The sequence below is a fragment of the Ciceribacter sp. RN22 genome, assembly GCF_024054295.1.
GTDB lineage: Bacteria > Pseudomonadota > Alphaproteobacteria > Rhizobiales > Rhizobiaceae > Allorhizobium > Allorhizobium lividum.
On the sequence record NZ_JAMXLD010000002.1, the window covers coordinates 322,292 to 345,553 of the forward strand.

At 65.9% G+C, this 23,262-nt stretch carries 20 protein-coding genes; 17 read left to right on the forward strand and 3 right to left on the reverse strand.

The window, feature by feature from the left end:
* The first annotated feature begins 6 nt into the window (after positions 1 to 6).
* From NHF53_RS16600 to NHF53_RS16620, 5 genes are read left to right on the forward strand one after another with little or no spacing between them, the layout of a single operon-like run.
* Positions 7 to 1,593 carry a GMC family oxidoreductase gene (locus NHF53_RS16600; RefSeq protein ID WP_252835240.1) on the forward strand — a complete coding sequence of 529 codons (1,587 nt, stop codon included), beginning with the start codon at positions 7 to 9 and terminating at the stop codon, positions 1,591 to 1,593.
* Between the two features lie 3 nt (positions 1,594 to 1,596).
* Positions 1,597 to 1,911, forward strand: a complete 315-nt coding sequence (locus NHF53_RS16605; RefSeq protein WP_112690357.1) for a Dabb family protein — start codon at positions 1,597 to 1,599, stop codon at positions 1,909 to 1,911.
* Positions 1,912 to 1,916: 5 nt separating this feature from the next.
* Entirely contained in the window at positions 1,917 to 3,086 is a 1,170-nt protein-coding gene (locus NHF53_RS16610) for a dihydrodipicolinate synthase family protein (protein WP_252835987.1), read from the forward strand.
* Positions 3,087 to 3,092: 6 nt separating this feature from the next.
* The gene (locus NHF53_RS16615) at positions 3,093 to 4,109 is read left to right on the forward strand and encodes a LacI family DNA-binding transcriptional regulator (RefSeq protein WP_252835241.1); all 1,017 of its coding nucleotides are present in this window, start codon (positions 3,093 to 3,095) and stop codon (positions 4,107 to 4,109) included.
* Positions 4,106 to 5,365: a glycerate kinase gene (locus tag NHF53_RS16620; RefSeq protein WP_252835242.1), complete on the forward strand. Its 1,260-nt coding sequence runs from the start codon at positions 4,106 to 4,108 to the stop codon at positions 5,363 to 5,365. Before NHF53_RS16615 ends, NHF53_RS16620 begins: the two co-directional genes overlap by 4 nt.
* A gap of 363 nt (positions 5,366 to 5,728) precedes the next feature.
* Here NHF53_RS16620 and NHF53_RS16625 read toward each other — a convergent pair whose 3' ends face one another.
* Positions 5,729 to 6,718 (reverse strand): helix-turn-helix transcriptional regulator, encoded by a 990-nt coding sequence (locus tag NHF53_RS16625; protein ID WP_252835243.1) that lies wholly within the window; start codon positions 6,716 to 6,718, stop codon positions 5,729 to 5,731.
* A gap of 184 nt (positions 6,719 to 6,902) precedes the next feature.
* Between NHF53_RS16625 and NHF53_RS16630 the strand changes: the two genes are divergently transcribed.
* The 11 genes from NHF53_RS16630 to NHF53_RS16680 all read left to right on the forward strand — a co-directional run bounded on the left by NHF53_RS16630 (position 6,903) and on the right by NHF53_RS16680 (position 21,076).
* Entirely contained in the window at positions 6,903 to 9,038 is a 2,136-nt protein-coding gene (locus NHF53_RS16630) for a TonB-dependent siderophore receptor (RefSeq protein WP_252835244.1), read from the forward strand.
* Positions 9,039 to 9,069: 31 nt separating this feature from the next.
* Positions 9,070 to 9,765, forward strand: coding sequence for an O-methyltransferase (locus NHF53_RS16635; protein ID WP_252835245.1), 696 nt, complete (start codon positions 9,070 to 9,072; stop codon positions 9,763 to 9,765).
* Between the two features lie 11 nt (positions 9,766 to 9,776).
* Positions 9,777 to 10,904 (forward strand): ABC transporter substrate-binding protein, encoded by a 1,128-nt coding sequence (locus NHF53_RS16640; RefSeq protein ID WP_252835246.1) that lies wholly within the window; start codon positions 9,777 to 9,779, stop codon positions 10,902 to 10,904.
* Positions 10,905 to 10,958: 54 nt separating this feature from the next.
* Positions 10,959 to 12,152, forward strand: coding sequence for an isochorismate synthase MenF (locus NHF53_RS16645; RefSeq protein ID WP_252835247.1), 1,194 nt, complete (start codon positions 10,959 to 10,961; stop codon positions 12,150 to 12,152).
* 1 nt (position 12,153) lies between these two features.
* A complete protein-coding gene (locus tag NHF53_RS16650; RefSeq protein ID WP_252835248.1) occupies positions 12,154 to 13,782 on the forward strand; it encodes a (2,3-dihydroxybenzoyl)adenylate synthase in 1,629 nt (542 codons plus the stop codon).
* Between the two features lies 1 nt (position 13,783).
* Positions 13,784 to 14,425, forward strand: a complete 642-nt coding sequence (locus tag NHF53_RS16655) for an isochorismatase family protein (protein WP_252835249.1) — start codon at positions 13,784 to 13,786, stop codon at positions 14,423 to 14,425.
* Between the two features lie 3 nt (positions 14,426 to 14,428).
* Positions 14,429 to 14,674 (forward strand): phosphopantetheine-binding protein, encoded by a 246-nt coding sequence (locus NHF53_RS16660; protein ID WP_252835250.1) that lies wholly within the window; start codon positions 14,429 to 14,431, stop codon positions 14,672 to 14,674.
* Between the two features lie 3 nt (positions 14,675 to 14,677).
* Complete coding sequence (locus NHF53_RS16665; protein ID WP_252835251.1) at positions 14,678 to 18,589, forward strand: amino acid adenylation domain-containing protein; 3,912 nt, start codon at positions 14,678 to 14,680, stop codon at positions 18,587 to 18,589.
* Positions 18,580 to 19,347, forward strand: coding sequence for a 2,3-dihydro-2,3-dihydroxybenzoate dehydrogenase (gene dhbA / locus NHF53_RS16670; protein WP_252835252.1), 768 nt, complete (start codon positions 18,580 to 18,582; stop codon positions 19,345 to 19,347). The genes NHF53_RS16665 and dhbA overlap by 10 nt, the downstream gene beginning before the upstream one ends.
* The gene (locus tag NHF53_RS16675; protein WP_252835253.1) at positions 19,340 to 20,242 is read left to right on the forward strand and encodes an alpha/beta hydrolase; all 903 of its coding nucleotides are present in this window, start codon (positions 19,340 to 19,342) and stop codon (positions 20,240 to 20,242) included. Before dhbA ends, NHF53_RS16675 begins: the two co-directional genes overlap by 8 nt.
* Before the next feature lie 147 nt (positions 20,243 to 20,389).
* Positions 20,390 to 21,076: a 4'-phosphopantetheinyl transferase superfamily protein gene (locus NHF53_RS16680; protein ID WP_374591258.1), complete on the forward strand. Its 687-nt coding sequence runs from the start codon at positions 20,390 to 20,392 to the stop codon at positions 21,074 to 21,076.
* A gap of 51 nt (positions 21,077 to 21,127) precedes the next feature.
* Here NHF53_RS16680 and NHF53_RS16685 read toward each other — a convergent pair whose 3' ends face one another.
* Both NHF53_RS16685 and NHF53_RS16690 read right to left on the reverse strand, forming a co-directional pair.
* Entirely contained in the window at positions 21,128 to 21,829 is a 702-nt protein-coding gene (locus NHF53_RS16685; protein ID WP_252835255.1) for a glutathione S-transferase family protein, read from the reverse strand.
* Positions 21,830 to 22,040: 211 nt separating this feature from the next.
* Positions 22,041 to 22,268 carry a hypothetical protein gene (locus tag NHF53_RS16690; RefSeq protein WP_114363315.1) on the reverse strand — a complete coding sequence of 76 codons (228 nt, stop codon included), beginning with the start codon at positions 22,266 to 22,268 and terminating at the stop codon, positions 22,041 to 22,043.
* A 256-nt stretch (positions 22,269 to 22,524) separates the two neighbouring features.
* On the opposite strand from NHF53_RS16690, the gene minC reads away from it, so the two are divergent.
* Positions 22,525 to 23,256 carry a septum site-determining protein MinC gene (gene minC, locus NHF53_RS16695; RefSeq protein ID WP_252835256.1) on the forward strand — a complete coding sequence of 244 codons (732 nt, stop codon included), beginning with the start codon at positions 22,525 to 22,527 and terminating at the stop codon, positions 23,254 to 23,256.
* The last annotated feature ends 6 nt before the right edge of the window (positions 23,257 to 23,262 follow it).

Genomic DNA, 23,262 nt, shown 5'->3' on the forward strand with positions numbered 1-23,262 from the left:
CATCGTATGAAGACGTCCTATGATTTCATCGTCGTCGGGGGAGGCTCGGCCGGTTCTGTGCTCGCCGCGCGGCTCTCGGAGAACCCGCAAACGCGCGTTCTGCTGCTCGAAGCCGGCGGTCGCGACTGGCATCCCTTCTATCACCTGCCGGCGGGCTTTGCCAAAATGACCAAGGGCATCGGCAGCTGGGGCTGGCAGACAGTGCCGCAGCGGCACATGAAGGACATGGTGATCCGTTATACCCAAGCGAAGGTGCTCGGCGGCGGGTCGACCATCAACGCGCAGATCTATACCCGCGGCAATGCGCTCGACTACGACGGCTGGCGGCAGGCGGGTTGCGAGGGGTGGGCCTACGATGACGTGTTGCCCTATTTCCGCAAGGCCGAGGACAACGACACCTACGACAACCGCTACCACGGCAAGGGCGGGCCTCTGGGGGTGAGCAAACCGGCCGCACCCCTGCCGATCTGCGAGGCCTATTTCAAGGCAGCGCGCGAACTCGGTATTCCCTTCAACCCCGACATGACCGGCGAAAAGCAGGACGGCGTCGGCTACTATCAGCTCACCCAGCGCAACGTCCGCCGTTCGTCCGCCTCGATCGCCTACCTCAACCCGGCGCGGGGCCGCAGGAACCTGACGATCCGGACCGGGGCGCAGGTCCTGAAGGTCGTCGTCGAGAAGGGGTGCGCCGTCGGCGTCGACCTTGCGGGCGAGGGCATCGTCCGCGCCGAGCGGGAGATCATCCTCTCCTCCGGCGCGATCGGTAGCCCGCGGCTGCTGATGCTGTCCGGCATCGGACCGGCCGACCATCTGAAATCCGTCGGCGTGCCCGTCGTCTTCGACCAGCCGGGCGTCGGATCCAATCTCCAGGATCACCTCGACCTCTTCGTGATCGCCGAGTGCACCGGACCCCACACCTACGACCGCTACGCCAAGCCGCACCTCTCGGTGCTGGCCGGGCTTCAGTACATCCTCTCGCGGACCGGGCCGGTGGCCTCGAGCCTCTTCGAGACCGGCGGGTTCTGGTATGCCGACCCGGAGGCACGCTCGCCGGACATCCAGTTCCATCTCGGCCTCGGCTCCGGCATCGAGGCCGGCGTGGCGGCTATGAAAAATGGCGGAGTGACGCTCAACTCCGCCTATCTGCGGCCGCGCTCCCGCGGGACGGTGCGGCTTGCCTCGGCCGATCCGCTCGCCGCACCGCTTATCGATCCGAACTACTGGGAAGACCCTTACGACCGCGAAATGTCGATCCGCGGCCTGAAGCTCGCCCGCGAGATCATGCGGCAGGATGCGTTGAAGCCTTTCGTCAAGGCGGAGCGTCTGCCGGGCCCCGAGGTTTCGACCGACGAGGACTATTTCAACTACGCCTGCGCGCACGCCAAAACCGATCATCATCCGGCGGGCACCTGCCGTATGGGCTCCGATCCCGCCGCCGTCGTCGATCCGCGCCTCAGGTTCAACGGCATCGAGGGCCTGCGCGTGGTCGACGCCTCGATCATGCCGGCCGTCGTCTCCTCGAACACCAACGCGCCGACGATCATGATTGCCGAAAAGGCCGCCGACATGATCCGCGCAGACCATGGAGTGTGACCGATGATCCGCCATATCGTGCTCGTCCGGTTTCGCGCGGATGTCGATGAAGCGACGATCCGCGCCCTTTTCGAGGAGCTTCACGCCATCGAAGGCAGGATCGACGGCCTGCTTTCCATCGCCTCCGGTCGCAGCGAGAGCCCGGAAAAGATCGAGCGGGGCTACATGCACGGTTTCGTTGCCGATTTCGCCGACTGGCAGGCGCTTGAGGCCTATCAGGCCCATCCCGATCACCAGCGCTTCGGCGCCCGGCTGGTTGCGCATGCAGAGGGCGGCCTCGACGGGATCCTCGTGTTCGACCTGCCGGTTCAAAACTGAAGGACATCACCATGATACGTTTGCCCACCGAGGATTGCCGGATAGAGGACTACACGCTCACCGGCACGCCGCTCACGCCACGCGCGCCTTCCCGCCCGTTGACCCGCACGGCCTTCGCCGCGGCGCATGTCGTGTCGGACCCGCTGCGGGAGCGCAATCCATGGGATACGAGGCCCGCAGTCGATTGGGAGGCGACGCTCGCCTTCCGTCAGGGGCTCTGGAACCAGGGGCTCGGCCTTGCCGAAGCCATGGATACCGCCCAGCGCGGCATGGGTGTCGACTGGCAGACGGCGCGCGAACTGATCGAGCGCACCATGGCCGCGGCCCGGTCGCATCCGATGAAACCGCGGGTCGCCTGCGGTGCGGGCACCGATCACGTGGCCCCGCAGGACCTGCGCGACGCGGGCGCGATCCTCGCTGCCTACGAACATCAGGCGGAGGCGATCGAGACCGTCGACGGACAGCTGATCCTGATGGCCTCGCGCGCCTTCCCGGCGATGGGTGCCGGGCCGGAGGTCTACCACTCGGTCTATCGCAAGCTGATCGACGGGGCGGCAGCGCCCGTCATCCTGCACTGGCTCGGCGACATGTTCGATCCCGCGCTGAAGGGCTATTGGGGCAGCGAGGACGTCGCGACCGCCAGCGACTTCGTCCTCGCGCTGATTTCCGAAAACCCGGCCAAGGTCGATGGCATCAAGATCTCCCTGCTCGACCGGGCGCACGAGGAGGCCTTCCGCGCCCGCCTGCCCGACGGCGTCCGGCTCTATACCGGCGACGACTTCAACTACGCCGACCTGATCGCGGGCGACGGCAAGCACTACTCCCACGCGCTGCTCGGGATCTTCGCGGCGATCGCGCCGGCGGCCTCGCAGGCCCTCGATGCGCTGGCCGGCGGCGACCTTCAGACCTACCATCGTCTGCTGGCACCGACGGTGCCCTTGAGCCGCGAGATCTTTCGCGCGCCGACGCGCTTCTACAAGGCGGGCATCGCCTTCCTCTCCTGGCTCAACGGCTACCAGAAGCACTTCATCATGCCGGCCGGTTTCCAGTCGAGCCGCGACATTGTCCACTACAGCGCGGTCTTTCGCCTCGCAGACCAGGCAAACCTGCTTGCCGATCCGGAGCTTGCCGTGAGAAGGATGCGTCTCCTGCTGGAAATCAACGGAGTCGAATGAGCGGCAATGGAGCGTAGGCCGACAATCGTGGATGTGGCGCGCGTCGCCGGCGTGTCGAAGTCGACCGTCAGCCTCGTGCTGCAGAACAGCCCGCTGGTCAAGGAGGAAACGCGCCACGCGGTACGCGAGGCCATGGACCGGATCGGCTATGTCTACAACCGCGCCGCCGCCAACCTGCGCACCTCGAATGTCGGCCTGATCGGCCTCGTCATCAACGATCTCCGCAACCCGTTCTTCACCGAGTTCGCGACCTCGCTGCAGATGGCGCTATCGGCCCGCGGTTATGCGACCGTGCTTGCCAATACCGACGAGGACCCGCGCATCCAGGCGCAGGTGGTCGCGGCGATGATCGAGCACGGGGTGTCGGCTCTCGTCGTCTCACCGGCCTATGACGACGACGCCTCGACCTTCGATGCGATCGCGCGGGCCGGCATCCCGACCATGCAGGTGCTGCGCAAGGTCAATCCGCGCGTCGATCTCTTTCCGTTTGCGGCACCGGACTACAGGAACGGAAGCCTGCTCGCGACGCGGCACCTGCTCGGCTTCTCGCCGCGCCGGATCGCCTTCGTCGGCGGCCTGCCGGACCGGACGGTCACGCAGGAGCGCATGGCCGGCTATCTCCAGGCACTGGACGAGGCCGGGATGGAACCGTTTGTCGTCTCGGGACGCGCGAGCCGCGCCTTCGGGCGCGAGGCCGCCGGCACGCTGACGCGCAACCACCCGGACGTGGACGCTGCGATCTGCTTCAACGACCTCGTCGCGCTCGGCATGCTGTCGGGCTTCGCCCAGATCGGCAGGAGCGTCGGCAGCGCATTTCGTATCGTCGGCTTCGACGATATCGAGGAATGCAGCCAGGTCTACCCGACGCTGTCGACCGTCCGGTGCGGGATCGCCGACTTCGGCCGGCAGATCGCCGAAACGGTCCTCGCATGGCTGGAGGAGAGCCACCCGCCTCAGCCGGAGCGGTTGACCCCCGTCGAGCTCGTCATCCGGGAGACAAGCGGGAAGGGGCCAGAGGCATGATCAACGATCCGGACCGCTTCCTGCGGCAGCTCTTCGACCGGGCGGTCGAAGTCGCAGACCCGATGCGTTCGCTCAAGGCTTTCCTGCCGCCGAAACCCGAAGGGCGGGTGATCGTCGTCGGCGCCGGCAAGGCGAGCGCGCGGATGGCGGAGGCCGTCGAGGCGGAATGGGGTCCTTGCGAGGGTCTCGTCATCACGCGCTATGGCTATGCGAGGCCGTGCCGGGGGATCGAAATCGTCGAGGCCGCCCATCCGGTACCGGACGAGGCGGGGCTCGTAGCAACCCGCCGCATGCTGGATCTGCTGGCGGCGGCAAAGGAGGGCGATTTCGTGCTGGCGCTGATTTCCGGCGGTGCGTCAGCCCTGCTGGTGCAGCCCGTCGAGGGTGTCTCGCTTGCCGACAAGCAGGCGGTCAACGCGGCCCTCCTCGCCTCCGGCGCGCCGATCGATCGGATGAATACGGTGCGCAAGCACTTAAGTCGGGTAAAGGGCGGCCAGCTCGCCGCGGCCGCCTATCCGGCGCGGATGCTGGCGCTCATGATCTCCGACGTACCGGGCGACAATCCGGCTTTCATCGGCTCGGGTCCGACGGTCGGCGACGCATCGACCCGCGAGGAGGCGCTCGATGTGCTCAGCCGATGGAAGATCGAGGTGCCGGAGAGTGTGCTGGCGGCGCTTCAGCGTCCGAGTGGGGTCGTCCCGCCGGGCGATCCGAGGCTCTCCAGAGTTGAGAACATCATCTATGCCGCCCCTCGGCAATCGCTGAGCGCGGCGGCGGCGCTCGCCGAACGGGCCGGCTGCGCCGTCCACATGCTGGGCGACCGCCTCGAGGGCGAGGCGCGCGAGGTGGCCGCCGCCCAGGCGGAGCAGGCTCTTGCCATAAAGGCGGGGATGAAGCCCGGCGATCCTCCGGCACTGTTGCTTTCCGGCGGCGAACTCACCGTGACGCGGCGAGGCAAGGGCATCGGCGGACCGAACGCTGAATTCTGCCTGGCACTGGTACTGGCGCTAAACGGCGCCAAAGCCATTCATGCGATCGCCTGCGATACCGACGGCGTCGACGGAGCAGCGGAGGTGGCAGGCGCGGTCGTCGATCCCGACACGCTTGCCCGCGCACAGTCTCTCGGTCTCGATCCTGAAAAGGCGCTGGCAGAGAATGACGCGCACAGCTTCTTCGGGGCGATCGACGGGCAGGTGGTGACCGGGCCGACGCTGACCAACGTCAATGATTTCCGTGCTGTCTTGATTCAGGCCTGATCCTAGAGCATTTCCGGCAAATTCGGGGTCGGTTCTGTTTCTCGATTGGCGTGTGCGATCCGGTGGTGACGCGGTCGCAGCGCGATGCCCGCCATCGGGCAAGACCGGATCGCCATCGGGCGCCCGCCAATCGGAAACCGCGCCCGCGTCGTTTGCCAAAGGCAAACGCGCAAACGGAGATCTCGCCGGTCGTCCTTTCTGCTTCGATGAAGTCGAAGCAGGGCGACCGGAGAGATGGGCGATTTTGCGTCAATACCGGCGCGGAGCCGCTCGACCATATCGATGGATATGCTCTTTGCGTCTTCGCTTGGTCTTGCCGCAAATTCGCTCCGTCAGAACGACTCCGAATTAGCCGGAAATGCTCTAGCCGCGCACGGCCTTCGGCGGGACGCCGAATTCACGCCTGAAGGCGGTGGAGAAATTCGCCGGGCTCGAATAACCGGCAAGATGAGCGGCGCGGGCGATCTGCAGACCGTCGTTCTCGATGGCGTGCCGCGCCTGCCTGAGCTTCGTCGTGCGCACGAAGCTGGCTGTGCCGACGGTGCGCCCGCGACGTATCAGGCGGTGCAGCGTGTTGACGCTGACCGACAGATGGGCGGCGATCTCCTCGGCGGACGGCATGCGGCCCGTGCAGTTGCGAATATAGTCTTCCGCTTCTGCGAGCTTCCTTTCTTCCGATGCTCTCAGCGCCGCGACCGGCGCTCCGGCGTCCGCATTGCCGCCGGCGATGAGCTTGAAGCACTCGTGAATGACGGCGAGGGTTTGGGCTTCAAGGAAGAGATGGCGGAGGCACGCCTCTTCCTCTGGGGGCGACATGATCCGGTTCGCCAGCTTCAGGAGGGCGGGCGTCGGTTGCCATGACAGTAGCTCGAACTCGGACCGGGCAAAGCGCTCGATCGCGCCGGCGGTGCGGTCCGCGAACATGTCGCCGGCCGCCAGCCATTCCGGTTCGATCCTGATCTTCAGCTTGCGGATGTGATTGCCGGCGCTGGTGTGATTGCGGAAGCGTTCCTCCTGGCGATTGGCGAGCATGCAGGCTGCCGGGATCCAGCGCGAGGAGGGCGGGATCTGCTGCGGGGAGGGCAGGCGCCGATTGCCAATCTCGGCATCGACCTTTCCCTCGAAGAAGAACTTGATCGACATGTGGGGCCTTATCTCGGTTTCGGCGGTCAAGTCGCAGAGACTGACGACGTCCGAGACGTGCACGCTCAGCCCCCGTCGGAGTTCGATGTCGCAGAACCGGCCGCGCATCAGAGAAGAATCGGTTCCGGGGTCGTGCTCGACCACCGAGACGGTCCGGTTCTGCCGCCGCAGGCGGTCGATGAAGTCGCCGGTCCGGATGATCTCGCCCATGGCGCGCTCCAGGAAGGATGGGTTTCGAATTCGCAAAAGAAATTTCGCGGTGCGCAAAAGACCTCGGCATTGGTCGGCACAGGTCCTTGCTATATAGCAAACATGAGTAAAACAATCATGTTAAATTGACATTCGCGGAGGCATTGTGAAAGTCCGGGTTATGCATTGGGGGTTCAGGGGATCGGTGAGCACGCTGGCGGTCCTGGCCGCGTTTTCCGCGGTGGCTCAGGATTCGACCGTTCTCGAGGAAATCGTGGTCACCCAGAAAGGCGACCAGGCCGACAGAAGCGGCAACACGTTCGTCGCCAAAAGCGCGCGCACGGCGACAAAGACGGGGACGCCCCTCATCAAGACGCCCCAGGCGGTCTCCGTGGTGACGAAGACGCAGTTCGAACAGCAGGGTGCTGCGACGGCGGCACAGGCCCTGCGCTACACGCCGGGCGTCACGCCCGACATCCGCAACAACGACCGCTACGACATCGTGCCCGTGCGCGGCATGGGCATGGCCAATTATCAGAACTTCATCGGCTATCTCGACGGCCTGCGCATGCAGCGCGGCCTTTCCTTCTCCCAGCCGACCGTGGACCTTTTCGATGTCGAGCGCATCGACGTCGTGCGGGGGCCGTCCTCCGTGCTCTACGGGCAGATGGCGCCGGGCGGCTTCGTCAATCTGGTCTCGAAGCACCCGACCGAGGACCCTTACCACGAGGCCGGGATGACGATCGGGACAGACCGATATGTCAAGGGAACAATCGACCTCGGCGGCCCGGTCGCCGGCAGCGATGTCTTCTTCTACCGGCTGGCGGCCTCCGGCCGCTACAACGAGACGAACATGGACGACGTGACCTCGAAGCGGTTTTCGGTTTCTCCCTCGCTGCTGATCAAGCCGGAGGAGGGCACCAGCCTCACTTTTCTGTTCAACTATACCGACGATCCGGCGAGCGCCTATCCGGCCGGCCTGCCGGCCGCCGGCACCGCCTATGCGAACGGCAGCTATCCGGACATTCCCTACGACTTCAATGTCGGTGATCCGGACTTCGACAGCTTCGAACGTCGCACGACGCGCGTCGGCTACGAGTTCGAACATGAACTGAACGACTACCTGACCTTCCGGCAGAACCTGCGCTACATGCATGTCGAGAGCGAGCACATCGGCCTCAGCGGGCGCTCGATGAGCGGAACCACGATCACCCGGCTGGCTTCCCATCTCCAGGAAGAGGTCGACACCTTCGTCGTCGACAATCAGTTGCAGGCCGACTTCGAGACCGGACCGCTGGCCCACACGCTGCTCTTCGGCCTCGACTATCAATATGCCGATGCCGACCGGCTGATGGGGACCGGGCCGGCACCGTCGATCGACTACCTCAACCCGGTCTATGGCGCCGCGATCGCCGTCCCGGCCTTCACCTCCGACACCCGGCAGCTGACGAGCCAGACCGGCCTCTACGCGCAGGACCAGATCGAGTTCGGCAAGCTCAATGTGACGCTCGGCGGACGCTACGACAGCTACGACATCCAGACCGACACGACGACGCTTGCAACTGACGTCACCACATCGACGGAGCAGGACAGCCATGCGTTTACCGGCAGGGTCGGAGCAGCCTATCTCTTCGATTCGGGCATTGCACCCTATGTGAGTTATGCCACCTCGTTCGAGCCGCCGACCGGACTCGGCTACAGCGCGGCCGGCGGCGTCGCCCTCGATCCCGTGGAGGGCCGGCAGATCGAAGCCGGCGTCAAGTACCAGCCGGAAGGCTCGGACAGCTACCTCGCGGCCTCGGTCTACCACCTCGTCCAGTCCAACATGACGACCTCGGATGCCGCCCATCCCGGCTATTACCTGCAGGTCGCGGAGGTGACCACGACGGGCGTGGAGCTCGAAGCCAAGCTGGCATTCGATGCCGGCTGGGATGTCACGGCGGCCTATACCCACATGGACGCCGAGATGACCGAGAACGCGACCGCGGCCTATGTCGGCAACCGGCCTTATGCCGTGCCGGAGGACGCTGCTTCGCTCTGGGTCCATTACAGCGTCCAGGACGGAGCGTTCGAAGGCCTCGGGCTCGGCGCAGGCGTGCGTTATGTCGGGTCGACTTACGGCGACGAGGCCAACAGCTTCAAGGTGTCGGCCTTCACGCTCTTCGACGCGGCCCTCGACTACGATTTCGGCAGACGCAATCCCGATCTTGCCGGGCTGAGCCTGAACGTCGCGGCGAGCAACATCTTCAACAAGGAATACGTGTCGAGCTGCAGTTCGACGACCGCCTGCTTCTACGGCAGCACCCGCACCGTCTACGCCACGCTGAAATACAAGTGGTGAGCGGCGAGCAAGAACGAAAATGGAGAGCAGAATGCCGAAGATCCCGGACCAGCAGATCCGCCAGTACGTCATCGATTGCGGCACGCGCCAGACGCCGCTCCTCAGAAGGTTGCGGGAGCAGACGCTGGCACTTGCCGAGGGTCACATGATGACCACCCCCGCCGCCGGTCAGTTGCTCGCGCTTCTGGCGCGGAGCATAGGAGCCAGACGCGTGCTCGAAATCGGCACCTTCACCGGATATAGCGCCCTTTGTGTCGCAGACGTCCTGCCGGAGGACGGCATCCTCGTCGCCTGCGACGCCAGCGAGGAATGGACGGCGGTCGCCAGATCCTACTGGAGGGAGGCCGGTCTCGACGACCGGATCGAGCTGCGTCTCGGGGATGCCACCCGCACCTTGGAGGGGATCCTGGCGGAGGAAGGCGGGGCCGGTTTCGACTTCGCCTTCATCGATGCCGACAAGGAAAGCTACGACACCTATTACGAGCTGTGCCTGAAGCTCGTGCGGCCGGGTGGCCTGATCTGCTTCGACAATATGTTCTGGGGGCGCTCCGTGGCCGACCCGGAGGACATGCGGCCGGAAACGGTGGCGCTTCGCAGCCTCAATCTCAAGATCCAGTCCGACGATCGGGTGGACATGTCGCTGGTGCCGCTCGGCGATGGAATGACCTTCATTCGTCCGCGGGCGCGTGCCGTCGAACGGGTGACGGTCGCCGGCGTCGCCGCCTGAGGGCCGTCGCGATGACCGGACCGAGACATGCTGTCATACGGCCGGGGGCGGTCTGCCGTCTGGCGGGGACGCTCGCAGCGATGCTCCTGACGCTGCTGTCGGCCTTCGCCGCAGAGGCCGAGATCATCACGACCGATCTCAAGGGTCGCGAGGTCCATCTGCGGGCGCCTGCCCGCAGGCTGGCCGTCGATGATGCCCGCATCATCATCGCCCTCTCGTTCGTGGGCAAGGAGGCTCCGGCGCTTGTCGCGGCCTGGCCGCACGACGTGGCACGGATCGGCGAAGATCTCTACCAGGCCTATCGCGCGCGCTTTCCGCAGATCGACGGGCTGCCGCAGATTGCGAGCAACCAGCAGAACCTCTCCGTGGAGGAGATCGCCGCGGCGGAGCCGGATCTGGTGCTGCTCTCACTCTATTCTCATGTCGCGCCCGAACAGATCGCGCAGCTCGAGGCGCTCGGCATTCCCGTCGCCTATGTCGATTTCACGCTCGATCCGCTCGCCCATACCGGGGAGAGTATTCGACTGCTCGGCCGGCTGACGGGAAACGAGGCGGCGGCCGATGCCTTTGCCGACTTCCGCGATGGGGAGATCGCCGGGCTGGTGGCGCGCGTAGACGCGGTCGCCGCGGCCGGATCGCCGACCGTCTTCATGGAGACGCATGCCTCGACGAGCGAGGCTTGCTGCAATTCTCCGGGAACGGAAAACTTCGGCAGGATACTCGCCCTCATCAAGGTGCGGAATATCGGCGACATCCTGAAGGGACGCCCGTTCGGGCAGGTGAGCACGGAACACGTGATCTCTTCCGGCCCGGAGGTCTACATCGCGACCGGTGGCCCCTACATGGAGAAACGTAACGGCCTGCTGATCGGCCCTTCCTATGACGCCGAAACGACCGAGGCCTCGCTTGTGCGGCTGCTTTCACGCCCCGGCTTTTCGAGCCTGCCGGCGGTCGCATCCGGCCGCGTCCACGGTATGTCGTCGCAATTGCTGGCGCCCGGCTTCGACCTCCTGGCGATGCAACTGATGGCGGCGTGGTGTTACCCGCAGGCCTTCACAGATTTCGACGCGGGACAGGCTCTCGAAGAGCTGAATGCCCGCACCGCCGTGCCGCTAGCGGGCACCTACTGGACGAAGTGATCCGCCGGACGCCACTGCGTTCGTCGGCAGAAAACCCAGACATAGGAGTTCACCATGGTCCATCCGTCGACCTTGAATGACGTACTGCCCGAAGATCGGGTCTTCCCGGCGAACCGCCCGTCCTACGTGCTCCGGTCCGGCGACGAGACCCTGCTTGCCTATGGCGTCGCGCGCGAGCTGCCGGGCGGTGCCATCGCCGATCTTGCAGACCGCGTCCGGCGTCATTTCGAAGAACACCCGACCGGTCCCGACATTCTGGTCGGCGCGATCCCCTATGCCCGCGAGGCTCCGGCCTATCTTCTTCGCCCGGAAAAGGCGCTGCGGGTCATGGGCCGCCACGAACTCGCCACACCGGCCGGCCGCCTCGCGCCCCAAGGCTTCGGCACGCAGGTGACGGCGGAGCCGCCGGCAGACGTCTTCTCGGCGGCCGTCGCTCGCGGGCTCGCGCGGCTCCGTGAGGAACCGGACAGCCTGCGCAAAATCGTCCTGTCTCGCAGCCTCATGATCACCGTCGGCAGCGACATCTCCATACCGGCCCTCATAGCGAGGCTCGCGGTCGATGATGCCGTCGTGACGTTTGCCACGCCGTTGTCGCCACGGGAGGCAAGTCTGCGCTTCCTTGTGGGCGCGACGCCCGAACTTCTGGTGGAGCGACGGGGATCGCGCGTCTTTTCCCATCCGCTCGCCGGCTCGGCGCGGCGGAGCCCGGATGCCGCGCGCGACCGCGAAGCGGCCGAGGCGTTGCTGAGCTCCGAAAAGGATCGGCGCGAGCATGCGCTGGTGGTCGAGCAGATCATGGACGTGCTTTCTCCACTCTGCACGGAGCTTCAAGCTCCGGACGGCGTGACGCTCAAGGCCACCCGCAGCATGTGGCATCTCGGCACGCGGATCAAAGGAGCGCTGAAGGATATCGGAACGTCGAGTGTCGAGCTCGCGGCGCTCCTGCACCCGACGCCGGCGGTCTGCGGCATGCCGCGCAGAGAGGCCGATGCGGTCATCCGCGATCTCGAAGGTTATGACCGCGGCTTCTACGCCGGCGCGGTCGGCTGGTGTGATTCCTCCGGCGACGGCCGCTGGTATGTCTCGATCCGCTGCGCCGAGATCGAGGGCCGGCACGCCCGCCTCTATGCCGGCGCGGGGATTGTCCCCGGCTCGACACCGGAAGGCGAGCTTGCCGAGACCGCCCACAAGTTTTCCGCCATGCTGGAAGCGTTCGGCCTTTCCGCCGCGCAGATCGGAGAGGCCTGAGATGCAGCCGCTTCGACAGACCTGGCCCCAACATCTTGCCGAACGCTACCGGGAAAAAGGCTACTGGCGCGGCGAAACCATGTTCGGCGTGTTGCGCAGAACGGTCGCCGCCTATCCGGACAACCTCGCGGTTGTCGGCACCGACGGACGCTGGACCTACCGCGAACTGCATGATCGAGCCGAACGGATCGCCCGCGGGCTGCTCTCTGCGGGCCTCACGCCCGGCGACCGCGTGGTGGTGCAGCTGCCGAACTGCACGGCCTTTCTTTCCGTCGTCTTCGGCCTCTTCCGCGCCGGCCTGATCCCGGTATTTTCGCTGCCGGCACACCGGGAGATGGAGATCGTTCACTTCCTCCACCGGGCCGAAGCGGTCGGCTACATCGTCGCAGACCGTCATGGCGGCTTCGACTACCGTGCGCTCGCCCGCAAGGTGAAGCAGGAGGTGCCGGCGCTGCGCCATGTCATCGTGGTCGGGGAGGCGGAGGAATTCCCGAGCCTTGATGACCTCCCGGCCGGCGACGCGCCACTTCCGGTGGACCCCGCGCCCGAAAGCGTAGCGTTTCTGCAGATTTCGGGCGGCAGCACCGGGCTCTCCAAGCTCATTCCGCGCACGCACGACGACTATATCTACAGTTTCCGGGCGAGCGCGGAAATCTGCGGGATGACACCCGACACCGTCTACATGGCCAGCCTGCCGGTCGCCCACAATTTTCCGATGAGCTCGCCGGGGATCTTCGGCGCGATATATGCCGGCGCACGTATCGTCATGTGCCCGTCGCCGAGCCCGGAGACGGCGTTTCACTGGATCGAGCAGGAGCGGGTGACGATGACCGGACTGGTGCCGCCGCTCGCACTCCTCTGGATGCAGGCGGCGGGGCGGTCGACGTTCGACATCTCGAGTCTCGAAGTCCTGCAGGTCGGCGGCGCAAAATTCGCGCCCGAGGCGGCGCGGCGGGTGTCCTCGACGCTCGGATGCAAGCTGCAGCAGGTCTTCGGCATGGCCGAGGGTCTCGTCAACTACACGCGGCTCGACGATCCGGACGAACTGGTCACAGAAACGCAGGGGCGGCCGATCAGCCCCGACGACGAGATCCTGATTGTCGACGACATGGGGCAACCGGTGCCGGCGGGGGAGCGGGGTCTCCTCCTCACCCGCGGACCCTATACGATCCGCGCCTACCACAATGACCCTGCCGCCAATCAGCGGGCTTTCACCGCCGACGGCTACTATAGGACCGGCGACATCGTGCGCATGACGCCCGAGGGATACCTAGTCGTCGAGGGCCGCGCCGGTGACCACATCAACCGCGCCGGCGAGAAGATCTCCGCCGAGGAGATCGAGGACCATCTGCTCGCCCATCCGGGGGTGTTCGATGCGGCGGTGGTGGCGATCCCCGACCCGTATCTCGGCGAACGCAGTTGCGCCTTCGTCATTCCGGACGGGCCGAAGCCCGCTACCGCCGAACTCAAGTCGTTCATCCGGGCGCGCGGGCTCGCGGAGTTCAAGGTGCCCGACCAGATCGTCTTTGCCGAGAGCTTCGAGACCACAGCAGTCGGAAAGGTGAGCCGCAAGGTGCTGCGCCAGCGGTTGCGGGACGCGCTCTTGAGCCGCGAGAAAGAGGAGGTATAGGATGGGACTGCCGAGGATTGCCGCCTACGACCTGCCCCGCGCCGACGAGCTTCCGACCGCGCGCGCACCGTGGCGGCTCGAGCCGAAGCGTGCCGCGCTGCTGATCCACGACATGCAGAACTACTTCATCGGCGCCTTTGCGGCCGATGCTGCACCGATCGCGCCGGTGGTCGAAAACATCCGGAGCCTCGCCAGAGCCTGCCGTGCCAAAGGCATTCCGGTCTTCTACACGGCGCAGAACGGCAATCAGGACCGGCGCGACCGAGGGCTTCAGGCCGATCTCTGGGGACCCGGCATGACGAGTGCACCGGAGCACCAGCACATCGACGCGCGCCTCGCCCCCGAGGTAGGGGACGTGGTTCTGGTCAAGCACCGCTACAGCGCCTTCCAGCACAGCAATCTTGCCCATCTGATGCGCGTCCGGGGCAGGGACCAGTTGCTCGTCTGCGGTGTCTACGCCCATATCGGCTGCACGCTGACCGCTGCCGATGCTTTCCAGCAGGACATAGAGCCCTTCCTCGTCGCCGACTGCCTCGCGGATTTCTCCCGCGAGAAGCACGACATGGCGCTCGCCTATGCCGCGAGCACCTTCGCTGTACCGCTCGGGCTCACCCGCGCGCTTCAAGAGATCGGGGGAGCGTGAGCGATGGCGGATTTCACGATCGAGACGCTCCGCCGGGACATCGCCCGGATGATCCATGTCGACCCTTCCGAGATCGGCACCGGCGACAATCTGATGGATCTCGGGCTCGACTCCATGAGGGCGATGGCGCTCGTGCTCTCCTGGGAACAGCAGGGCCTCAAGCTCGACTTCTCCGAACTTGCCGCCGACGTCACACTTGCCGGCTGGTGGGCCGTCATCGCGCGGCAGCAGGACATGGAAAGGACCTGACCCATGGCATCCTTGGCTGGCACCGTGCGTTCCGACAGCTCCGACCTCCTGGAGGTCCACCCGCTCGGAGAGGCTCAGCGCGGACTGTGGTTCGCCCAGGCGCTCGACCCGGTTAACCCGGTCTTCAACACCGGCCAGGTGATGGAGATCTGCGGCGCGCTCGATGTCGAGCGGTTCGCCCGTGCCGTCGCCAAGCTCCATAAGGAAGCCGACAGCCTGTCGCTTCGCATTCTCGACGACAACCGACAGGTCCGCGATCCCGGCGAGGAGCCGCCGCTTTCGATCGTCGACCTGTCGCAAGAGGCCGATCCCGCCGCCATCGCCCGCAGCGATATCCGGCGCGACATGGAAACGCCGCTCGATCTCGCCCGGCAGAGCCCGGCTCTCTTCCGGCTCTACCGGTTCGGCGATGACCGCTTCTGGTGGTACGTGCGGCTTCACCACGTCGTCGCCGACGGTTTTGCGACCCATCTCATCCTGTCGCGGACGGCAGAGCTCTATAATCGCGGCGCGGCGGACGCAGGGCCGGCGCTGTCTCCACTCGAGATCGCGCTCGAACAGGACCGGCTTTACGGGGGTTCGCCGCAACATGCCGAGGACCGTGCCTTCTGGGTCGACGCCCTGAAGGACATGCCGGAGGTGGCCGGCATCAAGCAGGGGCCGGCCCTGACCGCCCGCAGCTATCATCATGAGGTCCAGGCTGTTCCGGTGGCGCTGACCGAACGGCTTCGCGAACTTTCGATGGTGCTCAAACTGGGCTGGAGCGACATCGTGACGGCTCTCGTCGCGGCCTACTACGCGCGTTTCGTCGGGCAGCAGGACGTGACGGTCGGCGTCGCCTTCATGGGGCGTTTCGGTTCGCCCGCGGCGCGCGTGCCGCTGATGCTGATGAACATCCTGCCGGTGCGCCTGAGGATCGACGAGGACCAGCCCTTCTGTGACTGGCTCGTCGCGGCAGCCGCGACGCTCGCGGTGGCGCGTCGCCACGGACGCTATCGCCATGAGCATATCCGCCGCGATCTCGGTCTCGGCGGTGGCCAGCGGCGGCTGTTCGGGCCGCTGGTCAACGTGCTGCCCTACGAGGGGGATCTGAGACTCGAGGGTACCACGGTCACCACGGAGCGGCTCGGAACCGGCCCGGTCGACGACATTACCTTCTCCTTCCGCGGCGACCCGATGCGGACGAACCTGACGGTCGAGATCGACGCCAATCCGGGCCTCTACGGTACGGTGGAGCTCCGTGCGCACGCGGAACGCTTCCTGCACTTCCTCGATCGGTCGGTCGCGTCCGCGCTCGCCGACGGCACGCTCGCCGATGTCCCGACGGTGACGGATACAGAGGCCGCATGGCTGATCGGAACACTGAACGAGACCGGCCATGTGGTGGAGCCTGTGACGCTCGTGGAGGTGATCGACGAAGCCTTTGCCGACCACGCCGGGCGGGTGGCCGTTAGGTTCGGCGATGAGACCCTGAGCTATGCCGAGCTGGACCGCCGCTCGGCGGCGCTCGCCCGGCAACTGATCGCGGCCGGCGCCGGTCGCGACCGGCGCATCGCTGTGGCGCTGCCGCGCTCGACGGAGCTTCTGATCGGACTTGTCGCCATCTTGCGGAGCGGTGCCGCCTACATGCCCGTCGATCTCTCCCATCCGGCCGAGCGGATCGAACGCATGCTTGCCCGCGGCACACCAGTTCTGGCACTCGCGCCCGACGGCGTGCTGATCGGGGACGTGCCGGTCCTTGCCCCCTCCACCTGGGAAACCAAACCATCCGGCGACGCGCTGCCGGCCGTCGGCCCCCACGATGCAGCCTATGTGATCTTCACCTCTGGCTCGACCGGCGAGCCGAAGGGGGTGCTCGTCGAACACCGCGCGATCGTCAACCGGCTGGAATGGATGAAGACCCATTACGGCTTTTCGGCTGACGATGTCATCCTGCAGAAGACCCCGATGACCTTCGACGTCTCGGTCTGGGAATTCTTCCTCTCCTTCTTTGCGGGAGGGACCCTGGTGATGGCGCCGCCCGAGGCGCACAAGGATCCAGAATGGCTCGCGCGCCTCATCCGGGAGAATGGCGTGACGACCGCACACTTCGTGCCGTCGATGCTTTCGGCCTTCGTGTCGGAGCCGAAGGCGCGGGGCCTTTCGTTGCGGCGCGTCTTTGCAAGCGGCGAGGAACTGACGGCCGATCTGCGGGACCGCTTCCATCGCGAGATCTCCGCCGAACTGCACAATCTCTACGGCCCGACCGAGGCCGCGGTCGACGTCAGCTATTGGGCGGCGTCTCCCGACGATGGTTCCAATCCCGTTCCGATCGGCTTGCCCGTCTGGAACACTCGTCTTTACGTCCTCGACGGACGCCTGAGGCCGGTGCCGCCGGGGGTGGCAGGACGGCTCTATATCGCCGGCGTGCAGCTTGCCCGCGAATATGTCGGGCGGCCCGATCTCACCGCCGAGCGTTTTGTGATGGACCCTTTCCACAAGGGCGAGCGGATGTACGACACGGGCGATCTTGCGCGGCTGCGGCCGGACGGCGCGATCGACTATCTCGGCAGGCTGGACAACCAGATCAAGCTGCGCGGTCTCAGGATCGAACTCGGCGAGATCGAGGCTGCCATTCTCTCGTATCCGCACGTCACCCAGTCCGTCGTGATCCTGCACCAGGCGGGACCGGAGAAACGGATCGTTGGCTATTACGTTGCCTCGCCCGCAGTTGAGGAGCCGGCGTTGCGGCGGCACCTTGAGCGCCATCTGCCTGACTACATGGTCCCGTCGCTGCTCGTCTGCCTTCCAGCCATGCCGCTGTCTTCCAACGGCAAGCTCGACCGCAATGCCCTGCCGGCACCCCGGTTTTCGGCCGGGCGGGGCGAGCCGCCCCTTCCGGGAACCGAGCAGATCGTCGCTGATCTCTTCGCCAGCCTATTGGAACCCGGCGAACCCATCAGCCGCGACGATGACTTCTTCGCCCTCGGCGGCCATTCCCTGCTGGCGGTGCTCGCCGTGCAACAGCTCGGTCGCCTCTTCGGTCGCGATATCGGACTCGGTACCTTGTTCCGCTACCCGACGGTGAAGCGGCTTGCCGCGCATCTCGACGGCGAGGCGAGGGCGGACGACAACGGATTGCAGCCGGTGATCAAGCTCAATGCCACCGACAATGATGCGCCGCCGCTCTTCATGATCCACCCGGCCGGGGGCATTGGTTGGTGCTATGGTGGTTATGCGCGCGCTCTCGCCGGCGAACGTGCGGTCTGGAGCATCCAGGCCGAGGCGCTCGACCCCGGTCGTCCCGAGCCGGAAAGCCTGCAGGCCATGGCGCTCGCCTATGCCCGACGCATAGGGGAGGTGGCCGGCGCCCGACCGGTGCATCTTTGCGGCTGGTCGGTCGGGGGTATCATCGCGCATGCGGTTGCAAACGCGCTCGTCCGGTCGGGCCGGTCCGTTGGATGCCTCGTCATGCTCGATTCCTATCCGGCCGACTGCTGGCGCAACGAGCCGGACCCCGGCCCGGACGCCGGGCTGAAGGCGCTTCTCGCCATCGCAGGCCATGATCCAGACCGGCTCCTCGACCTGCCCATGACACGGGATGCGGTCAGGGATTTCCTCCGTCGCAAGGAAAGCCCGCTCGCGGCGCTGCCCGAGACTGCCTTTGAGGGCATCATGCGCGTCGTGTGCGGCAACAACCGACTGGTGCGCGAGCATGTTCACGAGTCCTATCCGGGCACAATTCTGCATGTGGCCGCGGCGCCTTCCGGGAACAGGCGGCTCTCGCCGGCGGATTGGCGCGCCTATGCGGGGGCGGTGAGGGAGCACCGGGTGCCGTTTATCCATGCAGAGCTGACTTCGCCGCCGGCGGTGGAGGCGATCGCACCGCTTCTCGCGGCAGAAATGGCGGCGCGGGAGGATCGGGGATGCAACTGACGGGACTGGCAGGAAAGGCGGCCTTCGTGACGGGGGCGGCAGGGGGCGTCGGCCGCGCTGTGGTCGACGGCTTGGTGGCTTCGGGCGTAAGGGTCTTCGCGACGGACAGGCAGGCCGACCCCACCTGGAGCGCTGCAGAAGGCCCGGTGTGGGGTACAGCGCTCGATATCAGCGACGAGGTAGCAGTGCAGCGTGTGATTGCCGAGGCAGATGCGGAGATGGGCGGCTTCGACTTCGGGGTGAACGTCGCCGGCATCCTGGATACGACGCCCGTGGCCGAGCTTTCAGGTGACGTCTGGCGCCGCGTTTTCGACGTCAACTGCCACGGCACCTTCTTCGTCTGCCGGGCGCTCGCCGCCCGCATGGCCGAACGCGGACAGGGCGCCATCGTCGTCGTCGGCTCGAATGCGGCCGGCATTCCGCGGAAAAACATGGCGGCCTATGCAGCCTCGAAGGCGGCGGCGACGATGTTCGTGCGCTGCCTCGGTCTGGAGGTGGCCGGGCACGGCGTTCGGTGCAACATCGTTGCGCCCGGTTCGACCCTGACGCCGATGCAGACCGGCATGTGGACGACACCGGCCGCGGAAGCGCAGGTCATCGAGGGTGACCTTGCGAGTTACCGAACGGGCATTCCGCTGAAGAAACTCGCCATGCCGGAGGATGTTGCAAACGCGGTGCTGTTTCTTCTCTCCGATCAGGCGGGACACATCACCATGGCCGACATTTACGTGGACGGAGGCGCGACCCTGCGTGGCTGACAACAAGACAAGGCGTTTTCATGCGTTCGATCGTGCCCGGCCGCCCGGCAGCAGCCTGATGGTTCCGGATTGCGAGCGCTTCCCGCTGCCCGGCGCCGACGGTCGAAGGCACGAGATCTTCGTCCATGTGCCGGCGGTGGAGGTTCCGCCCGGCGGCTTTCCCGTCCTCTACCTGCTGGATGCGAATGCCGATTTCCTGCTCGTCGTGGAGACACTGCGGCGCCTCTCACGTCGACCGAAGGCGAGCGGCATCCATCCGATGGTGGTGGTCGGCATCGGCTATTCCGAGGGTGGCGACTATGATCTCGACCGTCGATACGAGGACTTCACTCGCGGCCCTCCCGAAATCGACGATGCCGGATGGCAGGCGAGTGTCTGCTACGGCGGCCAGGCGGCCTTCATCGATTTCGTCGAAAACCGGCTGAAGCCCTTCATCCGGTCGACCTTTCCCGTCCGAGAGGATCAGTCTGCACTGCTTGGCCATTCGCTCGCCGGATACCTTGTGCTCGACTGGCTCTGTCAGCGGCCGCAGGACTTCCGTGCGTTCCTGGCGGTCAGCCCCTCCATCTGGTGGGGGCGTGAGACGATGCTCGGCCGGCTCGCCGAGCAAAAAGCGGCATTCGACGCCCCCCGTCGCGCCTACCTGACGGTCGGCCAGTGGGAGGAAGAACCGGCTCCATGGCAGGTCGATCTCGCGGCAAACGTCTCCTACGCGTCACTTCGCCGCCGCCGGGCCATGATCGGCAATGTTCAGACATTTTCTGAACAGCTCGCGAAAACCTATGGTGATGGGGTGGCGGTGCGCTGCGATATCGAGGAGGGCGGCGAGCATTCAAGCTCGCTCGTCACCTGTCTGCCACGCGCCTTGCGCTTCGCCTATTTCGACAGCGACTGAACTGCCGTTCGCGGAGGGGTGCCCGCGATGTCGGCACGGGAAGGAGAGGCAGGTGGCTTGCGCCGAACGGCAAGACACATCGTCGGAGACGGTCCGGCGTCGGCGGCTCCCCTTGTCCAGGAGAGCGTGCAGCTCCGGTGGCTGCGGATGGCGGATGCGGAAGCGCGACACCTGGACCGGTGGTTTGGTCTCCTGGACGCTTCGGAGCAGGGCCGTGCGATGCGTTTTCGCAATCGCGCCGACCGGGCCGCCTACGTCGCCGCCCATGCGCTCCTCCGGCATATGTTGAGCAAGGCGCTCGGTGGCGACCCGAAGGCCTGGGCATTCGAGGCCGGCCCGCTCGGCAAGCCGGCGCTTGCGGCCGTCCATCTCCGGCCGTGGCTCCACTTCAACATTTCGCACGCCCGTGGTCTGGTCGCCTGCGTGATCGCGGGCGTCCCGGTCGGTGTCGATGTCGAGGCGAGTGACGGCAACGTCCCGTCGGCAGTGGCCGAACGCTTCGCGCCGGGCGAACGTGCGATGCTTGCGAAGGCCGCAGGCGCCGAATACCGCTCGATATTCTTCCGGCTCTGGACGCTGAAGGAAGCCTATCTCAAGGCGACCGGCGAGGGATTGTCGGGAAGGCTGGATTCGCCCGCCTTCCAACTCGACCCGCTGCGCGTGACGCTCTGGCCGTCGGAAAACGGTCCTGCCGAGCCGAACAACCCCGACGCCTGGCGGTTCTTCGAGTGCCTGCCTTGCGACGGATATCGGCTTGCCCTTGCGGCACGGCGCCCGAACCGGACGCCGCTCGACCTTGTCGCAGGCGTAATCGATCCCGCCGACCTCGGATGAAGTCGGCGGGACCTTGGCGTGCCCAAATCGTGACGCCGGTACTGCGCAGCCTCAGGCCGGGACTGTCAGCCCCTTCTGGCTTGCGGGTTTCGCCATGCAGCGCTCGAACCATGCCATGACCGCGGGGAAGCGCTCGTATTCCAGCACCTCGCGTCCGCCATAGTAGAAATCGGCGCACCAGATCCATGGGAACGTGGTGATGTCGGCGATCGTGTAATCGTCGCCCATCAGATATTGCCGATCCTTGAGGCGAGCCTCCAGAACGCCGAGCAGCCGCTTGCCCTCGTCGCGGTAGCGTTCGACCGGATAGGAGTTGTTCGCAACCTTGTCGGCGGCGAATTTGTGGAAGTGTCCGAACTGCCCGAACATCGGGCCGACGCCCCCCATCTGGAACATGATCCAGCAGAGCATTTCGTAGCGCTCGCGCGCCGTCGCCGGCATGAGCCGGCCCGTCTTCTCGGCGAGATAGATGAGGATGGCGCCCGATTCGAAGAGACCGATCGGCTTTCCGTCCGGCCCGTCGGGATCGATGATCGCCGGGATGCGCCCGTTCGGGTTCAGCGACGTAAATTCCGGGCTCTTCTGGTCGTTCGTGGCGAAGCTCACCTTGTGCGCCTCGTATGGGAGGCCGAGCTCTTCGAGGGCGATCGAGATCTTGACGCCGTTCGGGGTCGGCAGCGAGTAGAGCTGGATGACGTCCGGATTGGCCGGCGGCCATTTCCGCGTGATGGGGAAGCTGGAAAGATCTGCCATGGGATGCGCCTCTTTTCTTCGAACCCCGGGTGCCCGGCGGTTCAATATGCCGCTCCCGTCTAGCAGACAGATGCCCCCGGACGATAGGGCAACTGAGCCACAACGCAGGGAGAACTTCTCCTCCCGCGAACGGGCTATCATTCCCTGTTATGGAGCAATCGAAGCGTCCTGGCGGGCGACTGCGGGTCGTCGTTCGCCGGACTGTTGTCGCTCAGGCGTATCCGGCGCCCTCGGGCCTGACGGTCCGGCCCTGGCCATAGTCGCGGAGGAAGGCGGCACGGGCGGTCTCGCCGCGGCGGTCTTTCGGATCGAACGACTGCAGGGGCAGGGCGCCGTCGGCATAGGTGCCGGTGTCCGGGGTGCAGATCTCGGGAGCAGTGGTCCAGGCGTCGGGCGTTTCCGCCAAGTGTTCGCGGATAGCCTTCAGAATCGCAAGCATGATCGATCCTCCCGTATTTTCTCGCCGGTAACGGCGAAGCAGTGATTCCGGTTTCATCGTAGGCAGCGAAATATTGACCGATCGTTAACCATGATTGGGGGCAGAACGTGGCGACGGCGCGACGCGTTATTGGGGCGCGCCTCGCGCGGCCGGCGGGGGCTGCCTCAGCCGTATCCGGTATCGATCGTCAGCGGCTGCGGTTAACGCTTTGTTAACCATGCCGGAGGTAGGCAAGGATAACCAATCATTAACGCAGATGACCAAAGTGCTAACAGACGCCCGCTCGATCCGCATCAAGGGCCGCTCCTTTCTGGCGGTCGTGCTCTCGCCCGATCTGCCGCTCGACGACTGGCTGAAAAGGCTCGACGATCTCGCCGCGCGCTCGGCGGGCTTCTTTCTCGGGCGACCGGTCGTGCTGGACGTCACCGAGCTTGCCATCAATCGTGCCGAGCTGAAGGCGCTCATTGCCGAGCTCGCGCAACGGAATGTCAGCATCATGGGTATCGAGGGCGGGCGTCCCTCGCTCGTCGAGCCCGGAATGCCGCCGATCCTGAAGGGTGGCCGGCCCGCCTCCGATTTCGAGGTGGCGGTCAGCGAAACGGCGACGGAGAAGCGCGGGGAGACCCCGCCGCCGGAGCCTGCCGCGACCCGCCAGGCGCTGCAGTCGCTCATCATTCGCGAGCCGGTGCGCTCGGGGCAATCGGTGATCTTCGCCGAGGGCGACGTGACGGTCATCGGTTCGGTCGCTTCCGGCGCCGAGGTGATCGCCGGAGGTTCGATCCACATCTACGGCGCCTTGCGCGGACGAGCGCTCGCGGGCTCCGTCGGCAATGCCTCCGCCCGGATCTTCTGCCGCAAGCTCGAAGCGGAGCTGGTGGCGATCGACGGCGTCTACAAGATGGCGGAAGACATGCCGGCCAGCCTGCGCGGGCAGCCCGCCCAGTGGTGGCTGGAAGGCGACACGATCATGGCAGAGAAACTCAGCTGAGCCGTA